This window comes from Glaciimonas sp. OK215, from assembly GCF_057787885.1.
In genome coordinates this window covers 1515783-1540923 of the sequence record NZ_CM173544.1, presented here as the reverse complement: position 1 = coordinate 1540923, position 25141 = coordinate 1515783, and the positions used below count along the sequence as shown (strand labels likewise).

The window sequence follows — 25141 nt, the reverse complement described above, 5'->3', positions numbered from 1 at the left end:
ATTCTTTCACATAGCCACGCATCGAATACCCGGAAAACAACCACTTAACAAGATTGCTTATGCTTTTACGTGATCCAGGCGGAAATATGCATCCAGCAGCGAGCTCTTGAAAATCGCCCCCAACAACACCGGATCCGCATTACTGCGCACAATCGGCAAACGTTCGCCCTGATGATCCAGGAACAACTGCATGGCATTGCCCAGTGACATATCCGGCGTAATCACATGCAGGAATTCACGGCGTAAAAAATCGGCTGCAACGCGGCTTTCTGTCTCACCCTTGTCGAGTAGAACCGAAGTAATGTCTTGCAGCGCGACCACACCGCAGTAGCGCTGGTCAGCGTCAACGATATAAATATATTTGACCGGATATTTCAAAAACAGGCGACTGATTTCATCGAATGGCGCGCTCATCGACAGTACAGTATCTGCCGGCCGAATCAGATCGCTCATATGAATGCCGCGCAGGCGTACCCGCTCCTGCGCATCGCGATTGCGCTTGAGCGTGATCTCATACATCGAGGCACCATCCAGACTACGCGCGATGAAATAAGCCACCACACAGGACAGCATTAACGGCAGCATCACCTGATAACTCAGCGTCATCTCGAAAATCATCAAAATCGCCATTAACGGCGCACTGGTAGCGGCTGCCAAAAATGCCCCCATCCCGACGATCGCATACGCAAATGGCGTGGAACTGACGCTCGGCAATAGTGCATGAACCGCCAGGCCGAACAGGAAACCGATCGCCGCACCGACAAACAGGGTCGGTGTAAAAATCCCGCCTACCGCTCCCGAGCCGGTCGTCACAGCAGTCGCCACCACCTTGGCAACCAAAATCAGCACCACGCTCCACCACAGCAACGATGTATGCAGCAACGCATTGACGACGCTATAGCCATTGCCCCAGACCTCCGGCACCCAGACGGACAGCAGGCCCAGCAGCAAACCACCAAGACCCAGGCGAAAAGGGAGCGGCAAGCCGGTCTTTTGAAATTGCTTTTTAGAGAAATTAAGCAGCCGCAGGAACTGTGGCGCGGCGACACCAGCCAACATGCCGAGCACCACGAATAGCGCTACTTCGGCCCCCGCAATTGCCGGGAAGGCCGGCATTTCATAAGCCGGTTTGTAGCCGGGCAATGCTCGCATGGTGATATTGGCGACCACCGAGGCGACCACCACCGGGCCAAAACTTTCCATGACAATCGCGCCAAGCACGATCTCCGTCACAAAAAACGCCCCGGCTATCGGCGCGTTGTATGCGGAAGTAATCCCGGCCGCAGCGCCGCAGGCAACCAGCAGACGCAAACGGCTCGGCTCAAAATGGGTGAAACGGCCAACCAGCGATGCCGCCAGCGCCGACAATTGCACCATCGACCCCTCACGCCCAATCGATCCGCCGGACACAATCGTGGCTAACGACGACAGACTGCGCAACAAACTATGGCGCACCGGAATATTGCCATCGCCAATCGCCACCGCCTCCATATAATCCGAAGTCGCGGCGGCCGGGGCACGTTTAGCCAGCAACAGAATCGCCCCTGCCACCACGCCACCTGCGGTCGGCAATATCACCCGCCAATGCCATGGCAAGCTTTTGGCGATCGCCACAAAACTGCCGCTCTCCCCGGTCAACAGCAACTGCAAACCGACAATGCATTCACGAAAGACAATCGTCGCCAGCGCACCTAGAAAACCAACGACCACGGCCCACAGCAACATTGAGTGACTTGCTGAAAGATGAAATAAGCGCTGAATGCGGATTCGGTATTTAAGAAGAGTGGTCCGCATGAATGGTGGAGTGGTTCCGTTGGATGATTGATCTGAATGCGAAAGATTATCTTTTTTTGGCGTTATCTTCTACAGGCATGCATGACAGCGTTCAAGACCAGCCCGAAAACCGGCCGGCGATGTCATCGCCGTCACGGTAAGTTATTCCTTTGCAGAGGTCTCATCCGCGGCGCTCATCAATCCCTCGAAATAGGCCATGTCCTGCGCCACTGCGGCCTCCGCCTTGATCGTCATGCGCTCATAGCGGCTCAGTATGCTACGCGCCAATTCCGTTATGCGCGCGCCGCCACCGTTGGCCCCGCCGGTCGCAGTCGCCACCAGCGGCTGCTGAAAGCTGGCATTCATTTCCCCCACCAGCAACCATGCACGCCGGTAAGACATGCCAAGCGCACGCGCTGCTGCCGAAATTGAACCGGCCTGCTGAATCGCCAGCAACAACGCCGCCTTGCCGGGGCCAAACGCGATTACGTCGCCTCGCATAACTCTCAGTCGTATCGCCTTGGAATGTGTCATATCCGGATTGTAGCAAGCTGAAGACAGTCGCCACAGGCCAACTTGATGAATTATTCGGGTTGACGCTCGTTATATCCTGCCATATATTTCGCTATCGATTTTGTAACTTCAACCAATTATCGGAGATACCTCATGCTGTCAGGATTTAAGCGCTTTACTGCCACTGTCATTACGGCCTTCCCGCTAATGCTGTCGACTTCCTCTTCACACGCTGCCGATCTGGTGGTATCCGCCGCAGCCAGTCTCACCAATGCCTTTAAAGAGGTGGCCCAGGAGTTCGAAGCGCAACATCCGGACACCAAGGTGGTGCTGAACTTCGCGGCTTCGGACGTGTTGCTGCAGCAGATCATTAAAGGCGCACCCGCCGATGTATTTGCTTCCGCCGACCAGGAAGCGATGAACAAGGCAGAAACAGAAAAAGCCGTGCAAGCCAATAGCCGCATAAACTTTGCCAGCAACCAGATCGTTTTGATCGTGCCGGCAGATAGCCAGCTGGCTATCCGGCAATTGAAGGATCTGACGCTGCCGGCCGTCAAACGTATCGCTTACGGCAACCCTGCGTCGGTTCCGGTCGGCCGCTATACCAAAGCCGCGCTGGAACATGAAAATTTATGGGATGCGGTCGCCGCAAAAGGCATTCCTGCACAAAACGTCCGCCAAAGCCTGGATTACGTCGCCCGTGGTGAAGTCGATGCCGGTTTCGTGTTTTCGACCGACGCCGCTATCATGCCGGGAAAGGTCAAAATCGCGATCCGGGTACCGTCCACCACCCCCGTGACTTATCCGATTGCGATCACGACCGATACAAAACAAGCCACGGTTGCGGCGCAATTCATCAGCTTCGTACTGTCGGTGAAAGGTCAGGCAACGCTGGCGCGCTACGGATTTTTGAAGCCATAACCTCGACAGCTGAGCTTGATGTGCGAATATGCATAGATTTTCACGATGAATAATTTACGATGAATGCGGTCTGGGTACCGCTCGCTCTTTCGCTCAAGGTGGCCGGCTGGGCGACGCTACTGAATTTGCTGTGCGGCGTCGCCATCGCCTACGGGCTGGCGCGCTGGCGTTCGCCGGCACGCGATCTGGCCGACTCGATCCTGACCCTGCCGCTGGTGCTGCCGCCAACCGTGCTCGGCTATTATTTGCTGGTGGTACTGGGCCGCCGTGGGACGGTCGGCGCATGGCTGGCGAAATGGGGGATCGAGTTGGTCTTCACCTGGCAGGGTGCCGTCATTGCCTCCACCATCGTCGCGTTTCCGTTGGTGTTGAAATCGGCCCGTGCGGCATTTGAAAACGTCGATCCACAACTGGAAAACGCAGCCCGCGTACTCGGCGTTTCCGAAGCGGCGGTATTCTTCCGCGTAACACTCCCTCTGGCATCAAAAGGCATCGCTGCCGGCGTCTTGCTGGCATTCGCCCGCGCGCTGGGCGAATTCGGCGCGACATTGATGATTGCCGGCAACCTGCCCGGCCGCACCCAAACGTTATCAGTCGCGATTTATGAGGCGGTACAAGCCGGCGACGACAATACCGCCAATTTACTGGTGTTGATCACCTCGGTCACCTGCGTCCTGCTGCTGCTCATTGCCGGGCGTTTGGTGCCGAAAAGCCAGCGCAGGAAATACTGAGCAAGCCATGACGATACAAGTCCAACTCCGCAAGCACTTGCAAGCCGATGACCGCAGCTTTCAGCTCGACATTGAGTTTACCGCCAACAGCAAGCGCATTGTGCTGTACGGCCCATCCGGTGCGGGCAAGAGCCTGACGCTGCTCGCCATCGCCGGTTTATTGACGCCCGACCAGGGCCTGATCAGCCTCAACCAACGCCAGCTATTCAACCATGACAACGCCGTCAATCTGCCGCCGCAACAGCGCAACGTCGCTTACTTATTTCAGGATTACGCCCTTTTCCCCCATCTGACCGTGGCGCAAAACGTCTCATTCGGCTTACAAGCAGGCTGGCTCAATCCGCGCAAAGCAAGCGACCATCCTGCGGTACAAAAATGGCTCAAGTCATTTGAGCTAAGCGCTACCGTCAACAGCTACCCGCACCAGCTGTCCGGCGGCCAGCGGCAGCGCGTCGCTCTGGCGCGCGCATTGGTTCTGGAGCCGGATATGCTGCTGCTGGATGAGCCGTTTTCTGCGCTCGATCCTGCCTTGCGGGACCGCATGCGGAACGAGTTAAGCGAATTACAACAGCAGCTCAATGTGCCGATGCTGGTGATTACCCACGATCCGGCTGATGTCGATGTATTGGGCGATGAAGTATTTGAAATACGCGATGGCAGGATTGCATCGACCAAACCGGCGTCTTCACATCCGGCCTGAATTCCCGGCAGTCTTCATCCAACGATTAAAAGCCGCGTCCTTGTGGAACGCGGCTTTTTAAAAGAGCGACTGGAGAGATGACTACAATCGCCTGCCGGTCAACCGGCTTTTCGTCAATAAATACTTAGTCGACCGCACTCTGCAATCAGGCAACTTTCGCTTCAAAGAACTGCTCGTCTTCTGTCGAACCATGCAACGCAGTGGTCGATGACTTACCTTGCTGAATCGCCTGGGTCACCGCATCGAAGTAGCCGGTACCGACTTCGCGTTGGTGCTTGACTGCGGTGAAGCCCTTGTCTGCAGCGGCGAATTCGTTTTCCTGCAATTCGACGAAAGCGGTCATCTGGTTGCGGGCATAGCCGTGTGCCAGGTTGAACATCGAGTAGTTCAATGCATGGAAACCTGCCAGGGTGATGAACTGGAACTTGTAGCCCATTGCGCCCAGTTCCTTTTGGAATTTGGCGATGGTGGCATCGTCCAGATTCTTTTTCCAGTTGAACGATGGCGAGCAGTTATACGCCAGCATTTTTCCCGGGAACTTGGCGTGTACCGCTTCGGCAAATTTCTTGGCGAAAGCCAGATCCGGCTTACCGGTTTCACACCAGACCAAATCAGCGTATTCCGAGTAAGCCAGCGCACGCGAAATTGCCTGATCGATGCCTGGACGCGTTTTGAAGAAACCTTCAACGGTGCGTTCGCCGGTCAAAAACGGTTTGTCGTTATCGTCAACATCAGAGGTCAGCAAATCCGCCGCTTCGGCATCGGTACGCGCAATCACCAACGTGCTGGTGCCGGACACGTCGGCAGCCAAACGTGCAGCGTTCAATTTTTCTACCGCTTCGCGGGTCGGCACCAATACCTTGCCACCCATGTGGCCGCATTTCTTGACCGAAGCCAGTTGATCTTCAAAGTGGACGCCAGCGGCACCCGCGTCGATCATGGATTTCATCAGTTCATACGCATTCAACACGCCACCGAAACCAGCTTCTGCATCGGCCACGATCGGAGCGAAAAAATCGATATCGTTTTTGCCTTCCGACCATTGAATCTGGTCAGCGCGCTGGAACGTATTGTTGATACGCTTCACCACCATCGGTACCGAATTGGCTGGATACAGCGATTGGTCAGGATACATTTCACCGGCCAGATTGGCGTCGCCCGCAACTTGCCAGCCTGACAGATAAATTGCCTTCAAACCCGCTTTGACTTGTTGCATCGCCTGGTTGCCGGTCAGAGCACCTAAAGTGTTGACAAATGGCTCGGTATTCAGCAAATGCCACAATTTTTCCGCACCGCGTTTGGCCAGCGTGTGTTCGATCTGCATTGAACCGCGCAGACGCACTACATCCTCTGGCAGGTAGTTGCGCTTTACGCCTTTCCAACGTGGATTTTCTGCCCAGTCTTTTGCCAATGCCTGTACTTGCTGTTCACGTGTTGTCATCGTCGTTCTCCTGTAACTAACCCAAAAATTTCAAAACAAACCCAAAGTCGATGGATTAATAGTAAGCCCATCCGTGCACAGCAACAATGTCTTATATAAGACATATAAGTATTTTTATTTCCTTTAAAATCAATTAGTTAATTTTCATTTTTTGCGATGCGGAACAATATCTCTGTAAGTGAAATTTAGAAATGCTGCTCCGCACATTGAAATTCCGCATTATGGGATTTAAGTTTTGTATCGTGAGATTCTTGGCGAATAGGACAATCATCTACTGACAGATTCTGATTTCGGATTCAACAGTGGAGCAGAAGTGTGGCCGAGAAGCGAACTCCGCCCCATTCATGAAAAGGATTTGGTCATGGCCACATAGATGCCGCGACGCTGTCCAAACTGTGGCGCACCGACACCAATGCCACTGCCATCGCGGATTTCGTACACTCTGTCGAATACATTGATGACACTCAGTCGCGCCGTGAGCTTACCAACCGGCGATTCGTTGAAAATATGCTCACTCAGAACAAAAATCTTTCGGTTGATGGCGACAGCCAGCTGAAATACTACGCAATTTCCTTAAGGCAATGAGGAATTGCATATTTTCAAATGCCTTTCGAACCTTCATCATGAGACTCTGACAAGCTGGCTGGGTAATCCGTGTGAAGTCATTAAATCAATCAACACTAACAACGCCTGCAATCGCTCGTCGAAAAACGCGTGCTGAATCGGATCCAGAAGTACCCGACTACTCTGCGGTTGATCAGGGCGCTTTCCTGCTATGTGTCCCGTCTGGCTGGGAAACTTATATTTCCGGGGAATTCCACGAACTGCAAGAAGGCCTGGTGGCGCACGGCTGGACAAAGCTCGTTATCGGTGAAACGGAAGATACGACAATTTTGAAAGCGATTCGCCGCGCACGTGTGGTCCTGCTGTGGGAGGCATATGAGCTGCTTGAGCGTAACGCCGCGGCGTTCTGTAGCATCGCTGAATCTGTAAAAGGGCAGACACGCATCGCCTTTTGTGACGACGTGCATTACTTTACCGCCCATCGCCGCCAGCAACGGCTTCGTGCGTTCGTCTGGGCGAACCTGATACTTGCAACGTATCCGGACAAGCTGCGGCAATGGTATCCGGAGATTCCGGAGCATAAAATCAGGTGGACCCCACATGCGGCAGCCTCGTATTTTCAACCCGGCTTTTCGCGATCATCGGATCGCGTGTTGCTGTCCGGCTCTCGCACCTGGCCGTATCCGTTTCGTCAATTCTGTCACGCGAAGCTGCCGCCCTCGGTTTGCGAAGTTGTCGATCACCCCGGCTATCCCGGATACCCGGGCGACAAAACCAACAACATGCAAGCGGATCCCTCAACGCTGCAGCGTTTGGGCGGCAAAAAATATGCGGACCTATTACGCAGCTATCCGGCGATGCTGGTGTGCGGTTCGATATTCGGTTATCTGGTGGCAAAGGTATTTGAGGGAATGGCTGCAGGAAGCCTGGTGATATGTGAACGTGGTTCTTTGGCCGCACGCCTGACGGCGCTCGGCTTCTTCGAAGGCGAACATTATGTGGGAACCGATTTGCTGCACGTCATCGAAGACACTGTTGGCGTACGCAACGCCTTCTTGCGCAACGACCCGCTTTTAGCCCGCGTGGTTGCGAATGCACACCGCAAGGTTCGCGAAGAACACACGACGATTGCGAGAGTCGTCCAGATTCATCGTATCTGTAAGGAAGGAATATCCATATGAATCCCGAAATCCTGCTTCAGCAATATCGCCGGGACGGCGTCGTCTTTCCGTTGCCCGCCTTGTCCGATTTTGAGGTGCGGCGAGCTCAACAAGAATATCTGAAGCTATGCGATCCGGGCATGGTCGTTGCCGCAGGCGAGAATCGGCTATTCGGGCATTTGTTACACCCATGGGTCGCTCAACTCGTCAGCCATCCCGCAATCCTTGAGACAGTCCGCTCTCTGATCGGGCCGAATGTATTGGTGTGGGTGAGCGAATTCAATGCCAAGGCGCCGCACACATCGAACTTCTTTTCTTGGCATCAGGATCTGTATTATTGGAGACACCAGTACGACGATCTTAGCGCGATTCCTATGGTCACGACATGGCTGGCACTCTTTCCTGCCACCGCCGCCAATGGATGTATGCAGGTATTTCCCGGAAGTCACACCCAGCTCGTACCCCATATAGAAAAGCCATGTGAACACAACATGTTGACTCGCGCGCAAGAGCTTCTGGTCGATGTCGACATATCCAAGACGGTAGCAGTCGAACTCGCGGCCGGAGAATTCTCAATTCATCATCCAATGCTGTATCACGCATCCGGCCCCAATACGAGTGCAAGCTCCCGGGTTGGGTTGGTGACCCGCTATATGGCGCCCGAGATTGTACCGCCGGTACGCCCGGCTTACACCTGGCTTGTCAGCGGAGAGGACAGGCACGGCAATTGGGATCACGTCGCACCGATCAACAAGCAAGTCGGGCCGCAGTTGCGTAACAAGTGCATGCAGTCCGTGAAGCGCATCACCGGTTCCCACTTCAAGTAGGCGACATGCTGGAACATTCAATTTTGTCGTTACGAGGCATGCAAAAACATGGATGGCTTGTCGTTCTAGGCGGTGTGTGCGCGGTCGGCCCCTTGTCAATTGATATGTACCTGCCAGGCGCGCCTGCAATGGCGCGAGAGCTTGGCGCCGGTGGCTGGGGTGTACAGCTCTCGGTAGTGAGCTATCTTCTGGGTCTGGTTGTCGGTCAATTGGTGTACGGACCGCTGAGCGACCACATCGGCAGAAAGCCTCCCTTGTATATCGGCTTCACTCTATACATACTTGTCTCTGCCGGATGTGCGTTGGCAAATTGTATTTCTTTGTTCGTTTTCCTGCGCTTCTTCCAAGGCCTTGGCGGTTGCGCGGGAATGGTCATCGCGCGCGCGGTCGTGCGGGACCGCACCGATACGATCGGTGCTGCTCATGCATTTTCCATATTAATGCTGGTAGTTAGTGCCGCGCCTTTGCTGGCACCACTGTTTGGCGCAACTTTACTGCAGCAATGGGGGTGGCGAGCCATGTTCGGTGCGATGTCGTTGTTTGGTGCATTTTGCATCCTGGCAATCCGGCTCTCTATGTCCGAAACTCATAAACCGCACCGCACTTTCCGATTCTCATGGCGGGGAATGTTATCCCGATATCTTAGCCTGTTACAAAATCGGACCTTCGTATCCTATACGCTGTGCAATGGATTGGCGCAGGGCAGCATGTATGCATATATTGCCGGCTCGTCTTTTGTTCTGATTGATCTGTACGGAATCTCGCCTCGACAATACAGTTTGCTGTTCGCACTGAATTCCCTCGGGATGATTGTCGCATCGCAAATCAACGCCAGGCTGATCGAACGGGTCGAACTTGACCATATCATCGCGAGAGCGCTGGGGTTTTCTGCAGCGGTTGGATTTGCTGCTGCATTGATGATGGTAAGCAATCCGGCCATTGTGGTTTTACTTGTCGGATTTTTCTTGTCAATGGTCAGTATCGGCTTTGTCGCACCGAATGCCGCGGCAATCGCATTAACAGGACATGCCGAACACGCAGGAGCGGCCTCCGCGCTGATGGGAACTTTACTCTTCGCAATCGGCGCGCTCTGCGGTATCGCTGTGGCGTTGCTGCACGATGGAACTGCGCGACCGCTCGTGCTTATTTTGGCAATGTGCACCATTGGAGCAGCGCTAGCGCATCGCTTTGCCGTGCGCTAGCAATCACCCAAATGATTCTGTGAATGCATTCTGTTTGCAATTTTCACGAGGTGAATGCTATCCAACGGGTACATTTATCCTTGCTGTAAAACACTTTCTTTTACCATGATGTAATGGCTCTAATATGACTCCTAATGGAAAAGATATATTAATCATCGAAGATCATCCGATGGTGGCTCATGTAATTTCTACACATTTATTGGAGCACGATCCGTTATTGCATATTGCCGTCAGCACTTGCGCAAAAAGTGCGCTTGAAGAACTTCAAAGTCCTGTTTCATGGTTTCGTATTTTCATCGATTTGTCTATACCAGGTTGCGAAGGCCTGGATTTAGTTCGCCATTGCGAACGAATGGGGCTGATAAAACGTTGTACTGTGGTTACCGCATCCAATAATCCCCAATGGTTCACCGAGATCAGAAGAATCGGCGTACTCGGATTTATCAAAAAAGACTCGCTTCTTCAAGATGTCAACAACGCTTTGGCATCAGTTTTGGACGGCAATCCCGTATTTCAAGAACCATCGCCTGATGTCGAATCACGCTCTGCGTCTTCGCTAACGAAACGTCAACTGGATATTTTATATTTGTTGCAGCGAGGTTACACCTCGAAGAAAATCGCATCGCAATTAGGCCTGCGCACAGGAACAATCGATAATCACATCATGAGCCTGGTGCGCGCATTGCATGCCTCGGGACGAACGCACGCTGTTGCCAAAGCAATCGAACTTGGCTATCTCGACGTGTGTCCATTTGAAATTCAAGGAACTGGAAGCGGCAACCCTGCCACGTATCCTGAGACAGGTTGATCTGGCACTGATCAACACCAACTACGCGATCGAAGCCAAGCTGAATCTGGTCAAGGATTCGCTGTTCATTGAAAATGCCAATTCACCTTAGCCAACCTGCTGGTCGCCCCAGCAGACAACAAGGACAGTCCGGCCATCAAGAAACTGGCCGCCGCTTTGAACACGCCTGCAGTGAAGAAATTCATTGCCGACAAATACAAGGGCGCGCTTGTGCCGGCGTATTAATTTCAACGCCGATCGCCGACACTATCGTCGGCAAGCGCTGACGCCCAGATCGGGGCCAACTTAGTTGTCGCGCTCCACTGCACCAATTCGGCTGGCCACGGTCCATGAAACGACGGACATCGGCATTTACGCTAGCAATTCGCGTAGGCGGATAACACTGCGCCCACCCAGCGTACTTTTTCTTCTTTTGCATCAGCCCGGTACATAGCTTACGTAACAACAATCGTACCGGTCATATCTTCATGCCCGGACCCGCAAAACAAATCACAATGAAACGCAAACTCTCCCGCCTTGTCCGGTGTGAAACGCACGCGTGTCGCCATTCCCGGAAGAATGTCGGTACGTACGCCAAAATCCGGCGCGTTGAACCCCATCGGAACATCCAGCGTCGTAAATTCCAGTACAACGGGCTGCCCTTTCTTCAAAAGAATCCGGTCCGGCGCATACGTAAACCTCCTGGCCACTACCTTGATTACCTGTTCCTGCGACTTTGCCCCGGCAACAGCGGCGATGGCACTCAAACCAACACTAGCCGATCCGATCAGGAAGCGGCGACGTTCTCGACTCAGATTCATGATCAGCCTTTCTGTACCGGCAATTCGGTGATTTTGTATTCTGCGTTTTTTCGCTCTGCCTCGACCTCCCGAAACCCCAGGCCACGATATGGTTGCGCGCTATCCCATGCCAGCGGCGTGCGCTTCGGCTGCGATCCTGGCGCCGGCAACGGAAAGATCAATGACTTCGCAGAGTGGTGTGCGATATGCCCGGTCATGTGGTGATGCTCCTGATGAATATGGCCGTAGAACACCGTCACGTTGCGGTGTGGCATCAATAACGCCAGCGCCTTGGCGCCGTCGCGCGTGGCCCAGTCCCATTGTGGATATAGATCGAACAACGGTCGATGCGTAAACACGACGATTCTCGCCTCGGGCGCCAGTTTCTCAAGGTCCGAGGCCAGCCAGCTCAGTTGTTCGTCGCCAATGCTCGCGCCAGGATCGGAGACGTTGTCGAGCACAATGAAATGCACGCCTTTGTGGTCGAAGGTGTAATGCGTTTTACCAAAAAATTCCTGATAGGCCGCGCCATGATCGAGTCCGGCGTCATGTTCACCGGGCATGAAACGTACCTGCTTTACCTTCAATTCGGCCACAATCGCCTTGAATTCCGCCAGCCGCTTGCGGCGCTCCTGCGGGTCGTCGGTGGTGTGCGTCAAATCACCCGTAAACATGATGAAATCCGGCTGCTGTTCAAGACCATTGACAGCGGCGACGGCTTTTTGCAGGGTCCCGCGCGCATCCGGGTTCGGTGCGCCCTCAAAACCCCAATGCGTATCTGACATTTGAACAAAAAAGAAATCACCGGCGTCGCCATCCGCGCTGCTGGCGGCACTGGCCCAACCGCTCAAACCGGAAGCAAAGACGGCGCCTCCCAGTCCGGCAAGCCGGATAAAACTGCGCCTGTTGATCGTATTGCCCATAGCTATCTCCTAAGGTGGTTCCAAGCGGTGCCGATCAATTGACCGGTAATCTCTTATACCGATAGCGGCAAAAATTTATTCCCGACTTATTCCAGAAACCTGCGGCAAATGCCGGGAATAAAATCCTGGCTCCGGCGGTATGATGGAAAGAACACAGGAAATAGCCGAATGATTGATTCGACCAGAGAAAAGCGCTTTCAGGCCATCGTGATGCCGCATTTGAACTCGGCCTTCAACCTGGCCTGCTGGCTTACGCGAAGCCGTCCGGATGCGGAGGATGTGGTGCAGGAGGCTTACTTGCGGGCCTTTAAGTTTTTCGATAGCTTTCATGGCGACGATGGCCGCGCATGGCTGCTGGCCATCGTCCGGAACACCTTCTATACCTGGTATCAGCAGAACCAGACGCAAAACACCTTATTCGATGAGCAATACCATAGTCCCGACGGTGAAAATGTTGTCGACACCCAATATGTCGACAACAATCCGGAAAATTTGCTGTTGCAGAAAGACAGCCAGCAGCAACTGCTCCAGGCGCTGCAAGCGTTGCCCCTGGAGTTTCGGGAAGTGATGGTGCTGCGCGAACTGGAAGATCTGTCCTATAAGCAGATCGCAGCGGTGGTCGGCATTCCGATCGGCACGGTCATGTCGCGTCTGGGACGTGGCCGTAAGTTGCTGGAAAAAGTGCTGGCACCGGCAGTGACACCAATACGGCAGGAGATATGATGGAGCATCAACAAGTACTGGAACTTTTACCGGCCTATGTCGATCAGGAGTTGGGCGTCACCGAGACCATGCAGATCGAACGCCACCTGCATGGTTGTGCCGCCTGTCAGCGCGAATATGCGCAGCAGAGCCAACTTAGCGCGCAGCTGAAAAATCCCGCGTTCTACTTTGAAGCGCCTGCCGGTCTGGCCCGGCGTATCAATGCGGCGCTGCCTAAGGATCGTTCGACAGCTGCCGACGCCAAACGCTGGCATTTCAATTTCAGCTGGCTGAATGCAGGTGCGGTGCTGGCGACCTTGCTGGCAACGGTCTGGAGCGCCGGCTTGTACCTGACGCTGCCGTCTGCCCAAGATCGGCTGACAGATGAGGTCGTTGCCAGCCACGTCCGTTCGTTGCAGGTTGATCACCTGTCCGACGTCATCTCCACCGACCGCCACACGGTCAAACCCTGGTTCAACGGCAAACTGAATTTTTCTCCAGCGGTGATTGACCTTGCAGCGCAAGGCTACCCGTTGATCGGCGGACGACTCGACTATCTGGATGGCCATCCGGTAGCCGCGTTGATCTACCATCGCCAGCAGCACCCAATCAATCTGTATGTCTGGCCGAATGGCGATGGCAATGCTGCGCCATTGAGCCAGAGTCAGCGTGGCTATCACCTGGCGCACTGGTCAGTGGGTGGAATGACGTACTGGGTGGTGTCCGACGTTGCCGCGGCGGAACTGGCGACCTTTGTGACGCTCCTGCGTACGCAGCTTAGTCAGGCAGGCTAAGGCGAAAATTGAGGCGGGTACTCGGATCATCAGGCGAAACCGTTGAACAACCCGGCCGCCCCGCCACTGCCCCGACTCTGCAAGGTTTGTCAAATCATGTCAGATCAATTTTCTTCGCGCTTCCAGGGAAATTGGCAACTTACGCCGCCTTACGTTCCGCTTCAACCTCGGCCCGCAAACGTGTTGCCGCCAATACCATGTTCTCCAGCGCGGCGTAAGTCTCCGGCCAGCCGCGTGTTTTCAAACCGCAATCCGGGTTGACCCACAATCGCTGGTCCGGAATCACGCCACGCGCCTTGCGCAACAGGCGCTCCATTTCATCGACCTGCGGCACCCGTGGCGAGTGAATGTCGTAGACGCCGGGACCAATGTCGTTCGGATAGGCAAATTCACCGAAGCCGTCCAGCAATTCCATATCCGAACGCGAGGTTTCTATGGTGATCACATCCGCGTCCATCGCGGCTATCCAGGGCAGAATGTCGTTGAATTCTGAATAACACATATGCGTATGTATCTGCGTCTCGTCGGTCACACCGGCGGCGCTGATCTTGAAGGCGCGGACTGCCCAGTCCAGATACTGCTTCCAGTCGCGTGTCTTGAGCGGCAAGCCTTCGCGGAACGCCGGCTCGTCAATCTGGATCATGCCGATGCCGGCTTTTTCCAGGTCACACACTTCGTCACGCAATGCCAGCGCGATTTGTAGCGCAGTGGTTTCACGCGGTTGATCGTCACGTACGAACGACCATTGCAACATCGTCACCGGACCGGTCAACATACCCTTCATCGGCTTGTTGGTCAGGGTCTGCGCAAACTGGCTCCAGCCCACCGTCATCGCCTCGGGACGATACACGTCACCGTAAATGAGCGGCGGCTTGACGCAACGTGAACCATAGCTCTGGACCCAGCCATTGGCGGTGAACGCATAACCCCACAACTGTTCGCCGAAGTACTCGACCATGTCATTGCGCTCCGGCTCGCCGTGCACCAGCACATCCAGACCCAGCTCTTCCTGTTTCTGTACAACCAAGCGGATTTCATTGCGCATCCGGTCGAGATAATCCAGATGTCCGATGTCGCCACGCTTGTACGCGGCACGTGACTGACGGATTTCGGCGGTCTGCGGGAAAGAACCGATGGTGGTGGTCGGAAATGCCGGCAAGTTCCATTTGTCTTGTTGCTTGCCGATGCGCGCATTGAATGCCGTAGCACGTTGGGCATCGGCTTCTGTCACGCCAGCCAAGCGTTTCTGTACCAGCGGATTGTGAATCCGGCTTGAACTGCGGCGGCTAGCTAGTGCTGCACGTGAAGCGATGAAATGTTCCTCAAGTTCCCTGGCGTTACTCACCGTTAAATCGTTATTCAGTGCCAGTTTCAAAGCGACGATCTCTGACAATTTTTGCGTCGCAAAGGCCAGCCAGCTTTTCAACTCGTCATCGAGCTTGTCTTCATTCTTCAGATCGACCGGTACGTGCAGTAACGAGCAACTGGAACCAACCCACAAGCGGTCCCCCAGCTGCGCCTGCAATGGCCTGAGCTTGGTCAACAGCGCATCCAGATCGCTGCGCCAGAGATTGCGCCCATCCACTACGCCGACCGACAACACCTTGTCTTGCGGCCAGTCGCTTGCGAACGCATCGAGTTGATCGGCGCCACGCACCAGGTCCAGATGCACGCCCATCACCGGCAAGTCGCGCAGCAGTGCGGCATGCTCCCGCACCTCACCAAAATAGGTCGTCAACAACAACGGCGGCGCCGACGCTGTCAGTTCGGCATAGACCGGGGGAAATGCCTGCACCCACGCGCTATCCAGTTCCAGCGCCAGAATCGGCTCGTCAATTTGTACCGCATCAACGCCTGCTGCTTGCAGACGCCCCAGCAATTTTAGATAGCCTGCCACGACTTTCGGCAACAGTTCGAGCTTGTGGTCGAGGCCTGCTTTGACCTTGCCCTGATACAGCAAGGTCAGCGGTCCGACCAGCGCCACCTTGACCCGATGGCCAAGCGCTTGCGCTTCGGCGATTTCATCAAACAACCAGTCGACACCGCCATCAAACCGGATATCGGCACTCCACTCCGGCACCAGATAGTGATAGTTGGTATCGAACCATTTGGTCATTTCCATCGCAAAGTGCTGCTTGCTACCGCGCGCCAGCGTGAAGTAGTCTGCCAGCGTCAGTTGCTTTGGATCAAAACCGAACCGTTGTGGAATCGCCCCCAGCAATGCCAGCGTGCCCAACACCTGGTCGTACCAGGCAAAGTCTCCCACCGTCACGAAATCCAGGCCGGCATCCGCCTGCGCTTGCCAGTGACGTGCGCGCAACGTTGCCCCCGTTTCACGCAGTGCAGCTTCGTTGGATCCACCTTTCCAGAACGACTCTTGTGCAAATTTCAACTCGCGCTGCGCGCCGATGCGCGGAAACCCCAAAACGTGTGTCAATGCCATTCATATCTCCAGTAAACAAATTCGATGACTGGCATATTGACCCACCTTGCTTTATGATTCAAACGACAAATATTAAGAATCAACTTGAATTTTATTCATAGTCATACATTAAGATCAAACGCCGATGCAATCCATCCTCGAACTACGCCACCTGAAAACCCTGCGCGCATTGCGTGAAGCAGGCAACCTGCTGCGCGCCGCCACACTGCTGAACGTCACCCAATCGGCCTTATCCCATCAGATCAAGCAACTCGAAGACCATCACGGCACCACCTTGTTCGAACGCAAATCGGTGCCGGTCCGGTTTACGCCGGCGGGTGAACGGCTGCTGAAGCTGGCCGATACGGTACTGCCGCAAGTCGCCGAAAGCGAACGCGATCTGGTGCGAATGGCGCAAGGGGTCGCCGGTCAATTGCGAATAGCGGTGGAATGTCACACCTGCTTTGACTGGCTGATGCCCGCCATGGATATTTTCCGCAAGCGCTGGCCGGAGGTCGAGCTGGATATCGTTTCCGGCTTTCAGGCCGATCCGGTTGGTTTGCTGTATGAGCATAGAGCCGACGTCGCCATCGTGGCGGAAGTCGATCCGGCTGAGAAAGTGGATTACCACGCGCTGTTCAGTTTCGAAATCGTCGCATTGGTAGCTCACGATCACCCGTTGGCCGCACGCGACTATCTGGTGGCTGAGGATTTTGCCGGCGATACCTTGATCACTTATCCGGTGCCCGACGACATGCTCGATGTGGTGCGCCAGGTCCTGAAGCCGGCGGGTATCCAGACAGCACGCCGCACCACGGAACTAACGGTGGCGATGCTGCAACTGGTGGCCAGTCGGCGCGGGATTGCAACCTTGCCGATCTGGGCCGCGCAAAATTATTTGAAGCGCGATTACGTACTGGCCAAACGCATTACGCCGACAGGCTTGATCGGAAAACTGTACGCCGCTTGTCTGCCGGAGGCATCGGAAAAACCGTATCTGGCCGACTTTGTCAGTACTACGCGCGAGAGTTGTTATTTGAATTTGCTCAACGTGGAATTGCTTTAACGCGCCTCCAGTATCATGGTGGGACGGCATTATTACAGTACACGGTCAAATGCAAAACCGCCGGCCAATAAAAAACGGCGATTACTGTTGGAATTTGAATCTTGAACCATCAAAAAATGCATCCGAAAAAACATCAAACAACATCGCTGGCATTATTTTGCAAAGTCGTAGATAACTTTGGCGACATTGGGATCTGCTGGCGTTTGGCACGGCAGTTGGAGCAGGAACATGGCATCGCCGTCACCTTATGGGTGGACGATTTGCGGAGTTTTCAGCGGATTTGCCCGGAAGTCGCCATCGACCGCGAGGCGCAACAGATTGGTACAGTGACGGTACGCCATTGGCGCGATCAAAACGGCGTGTTTGCGGCCAACGATGTGGCCGATATCGTGATTGAGTTTTTTGCTTGTGACATACCGCCCGCCTATATCGCGGCGATGGCACAGCGAACACCGCATCCTGTGTGGTTGAATCTGGAAGGCCTTAGTGCGGAAGAGTGGGTAGAAGGTTGTCATACATTGCCGTCGCCTCATCCATCGCTGTCTTTGACAAAATATTTTTTCTTCCCCGGCTTTACCGGCAAGACCGGCGGTTTGCTGCACGAATCCGCATTGCAGCAACAGCGCCAGGCATTTCAACATGATCAAGCTGCGATGGCCGCTTTTCTCGGGCAATTTGGCGTAACGCCAGCAGAGATGGCTTCGCTCAAGGTCTCCTTGTTTTGCTATCCGCAGGCACCGGTCTCGGCATTATTTAATGCATGGAAAAGTAGTGACACAGCGATTACTTGCCTGGTCCCGGAAGGTGTTGCTGTCGATGCAGTTCAAGCATTTCTCGGGCAAGTTGCGAGGGCGGGAGCAACGGCGACCCGCGCTGCGTTAACCGTACGCGTGCTGCCCTTTATTCCTCAGCCTGACTACGACAAACTGTTATGGGCATGCGATCTCAATTTTGTGCGCGGAGAAGACTCCTTCGTCCGCGCACAGTGGGCGGGCAAACCGTTTATCTGGCATATCTATCCGCAAGACAAAGACTTGCATCACGTCAAATTGAACGCATTTTTGCAGCGCTATGCAGCCAAAACAGAGCACTTGATTGCGCTCTCTTTGGGCTGGAATGCTGCCGCAAAAAAAGTAGTTGATTGGGCCGCGATATGGCCGCTATTTGAAGCCGACATGCCAAAAATTGCCAGCATGTCCATGGATTGGCAGCGCCAATTATTGGAAAATGGTGACTTCACATCCAATTTGCTGAAGTTTGCCGAAACAGTTCGGTAAGTGAAAATTTGGGTTAAAATATACGGCTAATTTTTGACGCATTTTAAATTCAATCAAACGTGGGCTTGCGGCGCTTTTTGCCAGTAGGCTACAGATGATTTTTATGTAACCTACTTTTTACGTATATTCGCTATGAAACCTGCAAAAGAAATTCGTGTTGGCAACATTATTATGGTTGACAGTAAGCCAATGATCGTTTTGCGCTCTGATGTCAATGGTTCGAGCCGCACGGGCTTCACCTATAAGTGGAAGATGAAGAATCTTTTGACAAATAGCCCTCAGGAAAATGTTTTCAGGGGTGACGACAAGTTTGATGTAGTTGTACTCGATAAAAAAGCTGTGACTTATTCGTATTTCGCTGATCCGTTGTATGTCTTTATGGACTCCGACTACGAACAGTATGAAATTGAAGGCGAGAACCTGGGCGATGCTTTGCACTATCTGAAAGACGGCATGGAATGCGAAGCTGTTTTTTACGACGGCAAAGCAATTTCAGTCGAACTGCCAACAACGATCGTTCGCCAGGTGGTCTACTCGGAACCCGCTATCAAAGGCAACACTTCGGGCAACGTATTGAAAGAAGCCAAGATCGAAAATGCAGTTGAAGCGCATCGTCACACCGTTCAAGTGCCATTGTTTGTCAGCCAGGACGATATGATTGAAATAGATACGCGTACCAACGAATACAAAAAAGTGGTACGTAACTAATTTCACCCGACGACTGAAAACGCTGCGGATTTTCCCAAGCCTTCCGCTGATCTGTGGAAAAGCAGTGTTGATTTAGATGCAATGCCCCGAAGTCTCAATGACTTACGGGGCGTTTTTTATGTCAGAACTTTCGACGCCACCTCAAGCCGGGCCAGCCGCGGACTACTCCGCCTTCCCCAGCATATTAAAAATACTCGAAAAATCCAGCCCGCCCGCGCCGTTCTTGCTGTGTATGTCGTACAGGTTGCGCGCCAGCGCCCCCAGCGGAACGCTACTCCCGGTGGACAACGAATTTTCCACCGCCAGACCCAGATCCTTCAACATCAAATCGACCCCGAAACCACCGCTGTAGCCTCTCGATGCCGGCGCATTTTCCATCACGCCGGGGCATGGGTTGTAGACCTCCAGCGCCCAGTTACGGCCGGAGCTTTTGGCCATGACTTCCGATAGCACCTTTGGGTCCATGCCGTTGGCCATGCCGAGCCGTATTGCTTCCGCCGTGCCTATCATCAGAATCCCGAGCAGCATGTTGTTGCATACCTTGACGGTCTGACCAGCGCCATTTTCACCGGCGTGAAAGATCGCCTTGCCCATTTTTTCGAAATAGGGTTTGGCGATGGCAAATCCTTCGTCCGTACCGCCGACCATGAACGTCAGCGTCCCGGCCGCCGCACCGCCGGTACCGCCGGAGACCGGCGCATCGAGCATAGTGAAGCCCTTTTCGCGCGCCGCAGCGGCAACCTTGCGGGCGCTATCGGGCGCGATGGTTGAACAGTCGATCAGCAAGGTCCCCGACTTCACCTGCGCCAAAATGCCATTCTCGCCAAAGTAAGCCGATTCGACGTGACGGCTGGCGGGCAGCATCGTAATGATGATGTTGGCCGCACCGATCGCCGCCGCCAGGTCCGCGCTGGTGCTGCCGCCTCCGGCGACAAATTTTTCCACGCTGGCGGGAATCAAATCATGACCGCTGACACTCACCCCTGCACCCGCCAAATTCAGCGCCATCGGCAAACCCATATTGCCAAGACCGATAAAGACCACTTCGCTACCCATCACAGTTCTCCTTGATTTAGGACGGGGCGCCGACTGCGCCCGCGATACGCACCAAATGGCTTATTTCATCGAGATCGTGGTGTTGATTTCACCACCATCCGCATCCGGCTCAAACCAGCGTGCGGTAACCGTCTTGGTCTGCGTCCAGAACTGCACCGCCTGTTTGCCGTTCGGCCCCAGATCACCCAGCTTGGAGGCACGCGAGCCGGTGAAGCTGAAGTACGCCACCGGGACTGGAATCGGCACATTGATGCCAACCTGGCCAACGTCGATTTCATTTTGGAATTTGCGCGCCGACCAGCCGGAAGAGGTAAAGATCGAAGTACCGTTCCCGTTAGGATTGGCATTGATGAAAGCAATCGCATCGTCCAGCGTTTCCAGCTCCACCACACACATCGCCGGGCCAAAGATTTCCTGGGTGTAGATATCCATGTCGGCTCTGACGCCGGAGAAAATAGTCGGGCCAACGAAATTCCCATCCGGGTAGGCCGCCACCTGCCAATTCCGACCATCCAGCAGCAGGTTCGCGCCCTGCTCAACGCCGCTGCCAATCAGACGTTCGGTACGCTCCTTGGCGGCTTTCGACACCATCGGTCCGAGGTCGGCACTGCGGTCGCTGCCCGGACCGACCTTGAGGGTACGGGAACGTGCCACGATCTCAGGCAACCAATCCCTGGCCTTGCCAACCAGCAGCACCATCGAGTTGGCCATACAGCGCTGACCGGCAGCGCCAAAAGCGGCACCAAGCAGATTATTGATCGCCTGGTCCTTGTTGGCATCCGGCAGCACGATGCAATGATTCTTGGCGCCCATCATGCATTGCGCGCGCTTGCCTGCTTCGCTGGCGCGGCGATAGATGTGGGTGCCGACGTGGGTCGAACCGATGAACGAAACCGCTTTGATATCCGGGTGATCGCACAGCATGTTGGCGACATCCGAGCCGCCATGCACCACGTTCAGCACACCCGGTGGCAAGCCGGCCTGTTGCGCCAGCTCAACCAGAAACAGCGATGCCGACGGATCTTGCTCGGACGGTTTCAGCACGAAGGTATTGCCGCATGCAACGGCGACCGGAAACATGAAACACGGCAGCATGACCGGGAAGTTGAAGGCGGTGATACCCGCGCCGACACCAATCGGTTGATTGATGGTGTAGACATCGACGCCGGTCGCAGCGTTTTCCGCCAGTTCGCCGAGTTGCAACGAAGTGATGGAGCAGGCGTGCTCGACCACTTCCAGTCCGCGCATGACTTCGCCTTCCGCATCCGGCAAGGTCTTGCCATGTTCGCGGGTAATCAGTTCGGCCAGCGGCTTGATGTTTTCACGCAGCAGATGCTGAAACTTCAGCATGATGCGCATGCGCTGGCCGAGCGAAGTGTTGCGCCAGGTGCGGAATGCCTGCTTGGCGGTCGCAACCGCCTCATCCACTTCAGCCTTGGTCGCAAATGGTACGCGTGCCACCACTTCCTGGGTCGCCGGATTGAGGACATCGCGCCATTCGATGCTGCTTGACTGGACCGCTTTACCGTTGATGTAAAGCGGCACATTTGGGATATTTGACTGGGACATGGCGAGTTTCCTTACACTAAAAAATGCGGGGTTTGAAAATGGCGTGGAGTTATTCTGCATGTGCATTATTATTGGGACAATAGACAATAATCCACAATGGCTTTGCGTTTGTGCAAAACGCCTATCGTATAGGGAAGTATCAAAATGACTATGCTGGACTGGGACAACCTGCGCGTGTTTCTGGAGCTGACCCGTAGCCAGGGGCTGGTGGACGCCGCCAAAAAGCTGGGCATTGACCATTCGACCGTGTCACGCCGCATGCGCCGCTTCGAGGAGCAAGTCGGCAGTCAGCTATTTGAACGCAACAATCAGGGCTATACGCTGACGGCCGAAGGCCATCGCCTGATTGAATATGCCGAACGGGTGGAAAGCACGGTATACGCTGCGGCTGAAGAATTGAGCGGCCACAACCGCCTGTTATCGGGACAAGTCCGGCTGGGCGCTACCGAAGGCTTCGGGACGTTTGTGCTGGCGCCGCATCTGGCGCACTTTTGCGCCCGTCACCCGCATATCAGCGTCGACTTGCTGCCGGTGCCGCGCTTCGTCAATCTGTCCAAGCGGGAAGCCGATATCAGCGTCACCATAGAGCGGCCGCAAAGCGGCAACTTCGTCGTCACCAAGCTCACCGACTACCTGCTCAAGCTGTACGCCACCCCGGCCTATCTGGCCAGCCACCCGATCATACAAACGGCACAGGATCTGACTAGTCATACCTTCATAGGCTACATCGACGACCTGGTGTTCAGCGAAGAGTTGCGCTACAAGGAAAACGTCGCGCCCTCGGCCTTTCGCTCTTTCCGCAGCACCAGCGTGATTGCGCAATACACGGCGGCGCGCCAAGGACAGGGGCTGGCCATCCTGCCCTGCTTTCTGGCCCAGCAAAGCAACGATCTGGTGCCGGTGCTGGACGGTCAAGTCGATATCCAGCGTGCCTTCTGGCTGGTCGCCGCAACCGAAACCCGCAACGTGGCGCGGGTTGCCGCGCTATGGCGTTACTTGCGCGAAGTCATAGAACCGAACCGGGCCTTCCTGATGGGGGACTCGCGCGACATGATATGGCCAGACGTAGGAGCCGCGCCAATCTGAGGCGCCTAGGAGCCTGTCGGACTTGGGAGTAATCGGCTGCAAAAATATCTGGACGGTCCATATTTCACCGCCTTCTCGGTCAATAGCTCGCTATTGACACTTCGAATCCGGCAAAATCTGTCCTCGCCCAGCTATTTTTTCGCTTCGATTCCCCAAGTCCGACAGGCTCCTAGCCCTTCAAATTGCCCGGCGCCAGACTTGAACCCAGCGATTTCACCCTGCGCCGCCGCTTGATCAGCCGCGTAAGCGCCACCATCCAGTTGCCGATCGCGACCACCAGTATCGATAGCAGTAACGCCGACACGCCAAAATTGACGATGAATTTTCCGGCCAGAAACGGAAAGCCAAAAATGCCAACTATGTAAGACAAGCTAAATAGCAGCAACGATTGCGATATCTGGTCGGGCGGCGCGTCGTTGGCGGCCAAGCCATTGATCACCGAATAGGTCAAGCCATAGCCGATGCCAAGCACGATGGCGGCCAGCAGATAGCTGAACTGGCTATCGACGAACAACAGAAACATGACGATAGAGACCACGATCAAGCCGCTCAACATCACCGAAGCAACGTAGGGATCGCGCTTTACCAGCATCCCGGCAACCAGCAGACGACAAATGATCGCGACTATCATGAAGCCGATAAAAAACAAGGAATAATCGAGCTTATGGAAGTGCGCATAAGAGGTTTGAAAACTCGACAGCGCACCGAAAATACAGCCGCCCAGTCCCACCATGACGATAGGGAACAACGCATTCGAAGTCAGCACACTGCGTGCCGCAGCCAGCGTAATCCGGCCCACAGGCGCAGGCCCCAGCGCGCGCTGGCCATGCCGGATATGTTTTTCCAGCAACAGAAAAATGATGCTGCCGACTACGCTGGCGGCCGCAGCGGCATAAAACGCCGCTTCGATAGGGGTCCCGGCCGCCGTCGCTACCCGACCGATCAATGGCCCTGTGCCGATCCCGCTCATCATGCAACCGGACAGCAGTGCCATATATTTAATCCTGCGTGTCGGCTCTATCATCGTCGCCACGATGATCGCCCCCAGCGTATAAAAGATGCCCCAGCCCAGCCCGAGCAGCAAGCCGCAGGCCAATAATGGCGGGCCGAGGCCGGGTGTCAGTGCGAAGCCGAGACACGCCAGCGCCAGAAAAATACCGGAAATGGCCATCGCCTTGACCACACCTATCAAATCGGTCAGGTGACCGGAAAAGATCACCGCAATAATGGTGCTAAACATCGCAATCGAAATCACCGCACCGCTATCACCCTCGTTGCCGCCGCGCGTGGCAACCAGCAACGATAATAAAAAAGTTGCACCGTACGACACCGAAAGCAAATAGCTGGCAACGCAAAAAATGCCAAACATGCGCTTGGAAGCTGCTGAAGTACCGACGGTATGCGTGCTCATTTACGTTCCTGCCACTTCCGTGGCGTCAATAAATACTTGATTGGTTATCAACTTTGGCCGGCCGCTTGCGTCAATTGACTAGTCCAGTTTTAATCAACCACAAACAACTTGGCGCCCACCGCAGTCGATGAACGATGCGGCTCGGCATCGTCAGCGACCTGATAGCTCATGCCTGGTTTCAGTATGAAGTGGCGGCCATCTTCCAGCTCGGTGTGCAACTCGCCTTCCAGACAGAATAGGACATGGCCCTTTACACACCAGTGATCGGCCAGATAACCCGGCGTGTATTCCACCATGCGCACGCGTAGCTGGCCGAAGTTGCGGGTACGCCAATACGCCATGCCGGTTTCACCAGCGTGCTCGGTAGGCTCAACTGTGGTCCAGTCTGTGGTGCCAAATGGTATTCCGGATATTTTCATAAAATGGGCACGATCAAAAATGGTCGATCAACGCTATGCGCGGCAATTCTTTGCAAGGTAAACAGCATAGTTCCGTTACGCAATGACAGAATAGCGAGCAATTGACAATGTATATCGACAAACTGACAAGATCGCTTGGCAATCGCGGCGCACGAACTGCGGCGGCGTTTATCCAGCGCTGATCCGTCTCCATGCCCATCTGTCAGCCGGTAGCCGACATACGTTATAATCGCGACTTCCCGGCAATGCCCAATTGCAGCCATCGCTGCCGCAGCCACGCGCATTTTCC

The 25141-nt window shown here is 54.7% G+C and carries 24 protein-coding genes and 1 pseudogene; 14 read left to right on the top strand and 11 right to left on the bottom strand.

The genetic code is table 11. From position 1 onward, the window contains the following. Positions 1–57 precede the first annotated feature (57 nt). Both AC3CHX_RS06850 and AC3CHX_RS06845 read right to left on the bottom strand, forming a co-directional pair. On the bottom strand, positions 58–1794 hold the full coding sequence (locus AC3CHX_RS06850) for a ClcB-like voltage-gated chloride channel protein (protein ID WP_488643319.1): 1737 nt from the start codon (positions 1792–1794) through the stop codon (positions 58–60). Between the two features lie 141 nt (positions 1795–1935). Then, positions 1936–2307 carry a winged helix-turn-helix domain-containing protein gene (locus tag AC3CHX_RS06845; RefSeq protein ID WP_488643318.1) on the bottom strand — a complete coding sequence of 124 codons (372 nt, stop codon included), beginning with the start codon at positions 2305–2307 and terminating at the stop codon, positions 1936–1938. 186 nt (positions 2308–2493) lie between these two features. Between AC3CHX_RS06845 and modA the strand changes: the two genes are divergently transcribed. The 3 genes from modA to AC3CHX_RS06830 are packed head-to-tail and all read left to right on the top strand — an operon-like array spanning position 2494 to position 4638. Then, on the top strand, positions 2494–3207 hold the full coding sequence (modA, locus tag AC3CHX_RS06840) for a molybdate ABC transporter substrate-binding protein (protein WP_488644745.1): 714 nt from the start codon (positions 2494–2496) through the stop codon (positions 3205–3207). Positions 3208–3266: 59 nt separating this feature from the next. Then, complete coding sequence (modB, locus tag AC3CHX_RS06835) at positions 3267–3938, top strand: molybdate ABC transporter permease subunit (protein ID WP_488643317.1); 672 nt, start codon at positions 3267–3269, stop codon at positions 3936–3938. Between the two features lie 7 nt (positions 3939–3945). Continuing rightward, on the top strand, positions 3946–4638 hold the full coding sequence (locus tag AC3CHX_RS06830; RefSeq protein ID WP_488643316.1) for a sulfate/molybdate ABC transporter ATP-binding protein: 693 nt from the start codon (positions 3946–3948) through the stop codon (positions 4636–4638). Positions 4639–4783: 145 nt separating this feature from the next. Here AC3CHX_RS06830 and aceA read toward each other — a convergent pair whose 3' ends face one another. Next, positions 4784–6079: an isocitrate lyase gene (aceA, locus tag AC3CHX_RS06825; protein ID WP_488643315.1), complete on the bottom strand. Its 1296-nt coding sequence runs from the start codon at positions 6077–6079 to the stop codon at positions 4784–4786. Positions 6080–6735: 656 nt separating this feature from the next. Between aceA and AC3CHX_RS06820 the strand changes: the two genes are divergently transcribed. From AC3CHX_RS06820 to AC3CHX_RS06800, 5 genes and pseudogenes are all read left to right on the top strand, one after another. Next, entirely contained in the window at positions 6736–7824 is a 1089-nt protein-coding gene (locus AC3CHX_RS06820) for a glycosyltransferase family protein (protein ID WP_488643314.1), read from the top strand. After that, the gene (locus AC3CHX_RS06815; protein WP_488643313.1) at positions 7821–8630 is read left to right on the top strand and encodes a phytanoyl-CoA dioxygenase family protein; all 810 of its coding nucleotides are present in this window, start codon (positions 7821–7823) and stop codon (positions 8628–8630) included. Before AC3CHX_RS06820 ends, AC3CHX_RS06815 begins: the two co-directional genes overlap by 4 nt. Positions 8631–8635: 5 nt before the next feature. Beyond that, positions 8636–9832, top strand: coding sequence for a multidrug effflux MFS transporter (locus AC3CHX_RS06810; protein WP_488643312.1), 1197 nt, complete (start codon positions 8636–8638; stop codon positions 9830–9832). 124 nt (positions 9833–9956) lie between these two features. Next, positions 9957–10640 (top strand): response regulator transcription factor, encoded by a 684-nt coding sequence (locus AC3CHX_RS06805; protein ID WP_488643311.1) that lies wholly within the window; start codon positions 9957–9959, stop codon positions 10638–10640. Continuing rightward, a pseudogene (locus tag AC3CHX_RS06800) lies at positions 10585–10865 on the top strand (MetQ/NlpA family ABC transporter substrate-binding protein); the annotation flags it as partial. The gene AC3CHX_RS06805 and the pseudogene AC3CHX_RS06800, both read left to right, overlap by 56 nt. A gap of 209 nt (positions 10866–11074) precedes the next feature. On the opposite strand, the gene AC3CHX_RS06795 reads toward AC3CHX_RS06800, so the two are convergent. Both AC3CHX_RS06795 and AC3CHX_RS06790 read right to left on the bottom strand, forming a co-directional pair. Then, entirely contained in the window at positions 11075–11440 is a 366-nt protein-coding gene (locus AC3CHX_RS06795; RefSeq protein WP_488643310.1) for a cupredoxin domain-containing protein, read from the bottom strand. A 2-nt stretch (positions 11441–11442) separates the two neighbouring features. Beyond that, on the bottom strand, positions 11443–12342 hold the full coding sequence (locus AC3CHX_RS06790) for a metallophosphoesterase family protein (protein ID WP_488643309.1): 900 nt from the start codon (positions 12340–12342) through the stop codon (positions 11443–11445). A 168-nt stretch (positions 12343–12510) separates the two neighbouring features. On the opposite strand from AC3CHX_RS06790, the gene AC3CHX_RS06785 reads away from it, so the two are divergent. Both AC3CHX_RS06785 and AC3CHX_RS06780 read left to right on the top strand, forming a co-directional pair. Continuing rightward, the gene (locus AC3CHX_RS06785) at positions 12511–13065 is read left to right on the top strand and encodes a sigma-70 family RNA polymerase sigma factor (RefSeq protein WP_488643308.1); all 555 of its coding nucleotides are present in this window, start codon (positions 12511–12513) and stop codon (positions 13063–13065) included. Next, the gene (locus tag AC3CHX_RS06780; protein WP_488643307.1) at positions 13062–13838 is read left to right on the top strand and encodes an anti-sigma factor family protein; all 777 of its coding nucleotides are present in this window, start codon (positions 13062–13064) and stop codon (positions 13836–13838) included. Before AC3CHX_RS06785 ends, AC3CHX_RS06780 begins: the two co-directional genes overlap by 4 nt. A 139-nt stretch (positions 13839–13977) precedes the next feature. Here the strand turns inward: AC3CHX_RS06780 and metE are convergent, their stop codons facing one another. Continuing rightward, positions 13978–16281 carry a 5-methyltetrahydropteroyltriglutamate--homocysteine S-methyltransferase gene (gene metE / locus AC3CHX_RS06775; protein ID WP_488643306.1) on the bottom strand — a complete coding sequence of 768 codons (2304 nt, stop codon included), beginning with the start codon at positions 16279–16281 and terminating at the stop codon, positions 13978–13980. Positions 16282–16405: 124 nt separating this feature from the next. Here metE and AC3CHX_RS06770 point away from each other — a divergent pair, with 124 nt between their 5' ends. The 3 genes from AC3CHX_RS06770 to AC3CHX_RS06760 all read left to right on the top strand — a co-directional run bounded on the left by AC3CHX_RS06770 (position 16406) and on the right by AC3CHX_RS06760 (position 19311). Continuing rightward, complete coding sequence (locus AC3CHX_RS06770) at positions 16406–17326, top strand: LysR family transcriptional regulator (protein ID WP_488643305.1); 921 nt, start codon at positions 16406–16408, stop codon at positions 17324–17326. 116 nt (positions 17327–17442) lie between these two features. Further along, on the top strand, positions 17443–18603 hold the full coding sequence (gene earP / locus AC3CHX_RS06765; RefSeq protein WP_488644744.1) for an elongation factor P maturation arginine rhamnosyltransferase EarP: 1161 nt from the start codon (positions 17443–17445) through the stop codon (positions 18601–18603). 132 nt (positions 18604–18735) lie between these two features. Continuing rightward, the gene (locus AC3CHX_RS06760) at positions 18736–19311 is read left to right on the top strand and encodes an elongation factor P (protein ID WP_488643304.1); all 576 of its coding nucleotides are present in this window, start codon (positions 18736–18738) and stop codon (positions 19309–19311) included. A 162-nt stretch (positions 19312–19473) separates the two neighbouring features. Here AC3CHX_RS06760 and mmsB read toward each other — a convergent pair whose 3' ends face one another. Then, complete coding sequence (mmsB, locus tag AC3CHX_RS06755) at positions 19474–20424, bottom strand: 3-hydroxyisobutyrate dehydrogenase (protein ID WP_488644743.1); 951 nt, start codon at positions 20422–20424, stop codon at positions 19474–19476. Between the two features lie 3 nt (positions 20425–20427). Next, on the bottom strand, positions 20428–21936 hold the full coding sequence (locus AC3CHX_RS06750) for a CoA-acylating methylmalonate-semialdehyde dehydrogenase (RefSeq protein WP_488643303.1): 1509 nt from the start codon (positions 21934–21936) through the stop codon (positions 20428–20430). 150 nt (positions 21937–22086) lie between these two features. Between AC3CHX_RS06750 and AC3CHX_RS06745 the strand changes: the two genes are divergently transcribed. Further along, on the top strand, positions 22087–23022 hold the full coding sequence (locus AC3CHX_RS06745) for a LysR family transcriptional regulator (protein ID WP_488644742.1): 936 nt from the start codon (positions 22087–22089) through the stop codon (positions 23020–23022). Positions 23023–23191: 169 nt separating this feature from the next. On the opposite strand, the gene AC3CHX_RS06740 is transcribed toward AC3CHX_RS06745, so the two are convergent. From AC3CHX_RS06740 to AC3CHX_RS06730, 3 genes are all read right to left on the bottom strand, one after another. After that, a complete protein-coding gene (locus tag AC3CHX_RS06740; RefSeq protein ID WP_488643302.1) occupies positions 23192–24433 on the bottom strand; it encodes an MFS transporter in 1242 nt (413 codons plus the stop codon). An 89-nt stretch (positions 24434–24522) separates the two neighbouring features. Continuing rightward, the gene (locus tag AC3CHX_RS06735) at positions 24523–24852 is read right to left on the bottom strand and encodes a DHCW motif cupin fold protein (protein ID WP_488643301.1); all 330 of its coding nucleotides are present in this window, start codon (positions 24850–24852) and stop codon (positions 24523–24525) included. Beyond that, a complete protein-coding gene (locus tag AC3CHX_RS06730; RefSeq protein ID WP_488643300.1) occupies positions 24849–25130 on the bottom strand; it encodes a hypothetical protein in 282 nt (93 codons plus the stop codon). Before AC3CHX_RS06730 ends, AC3CHX_RS06735 begins: the two co-directional genes overlap by 4 nt. Positions 25131–25141 lie beyond the last annotated feature (11 nt).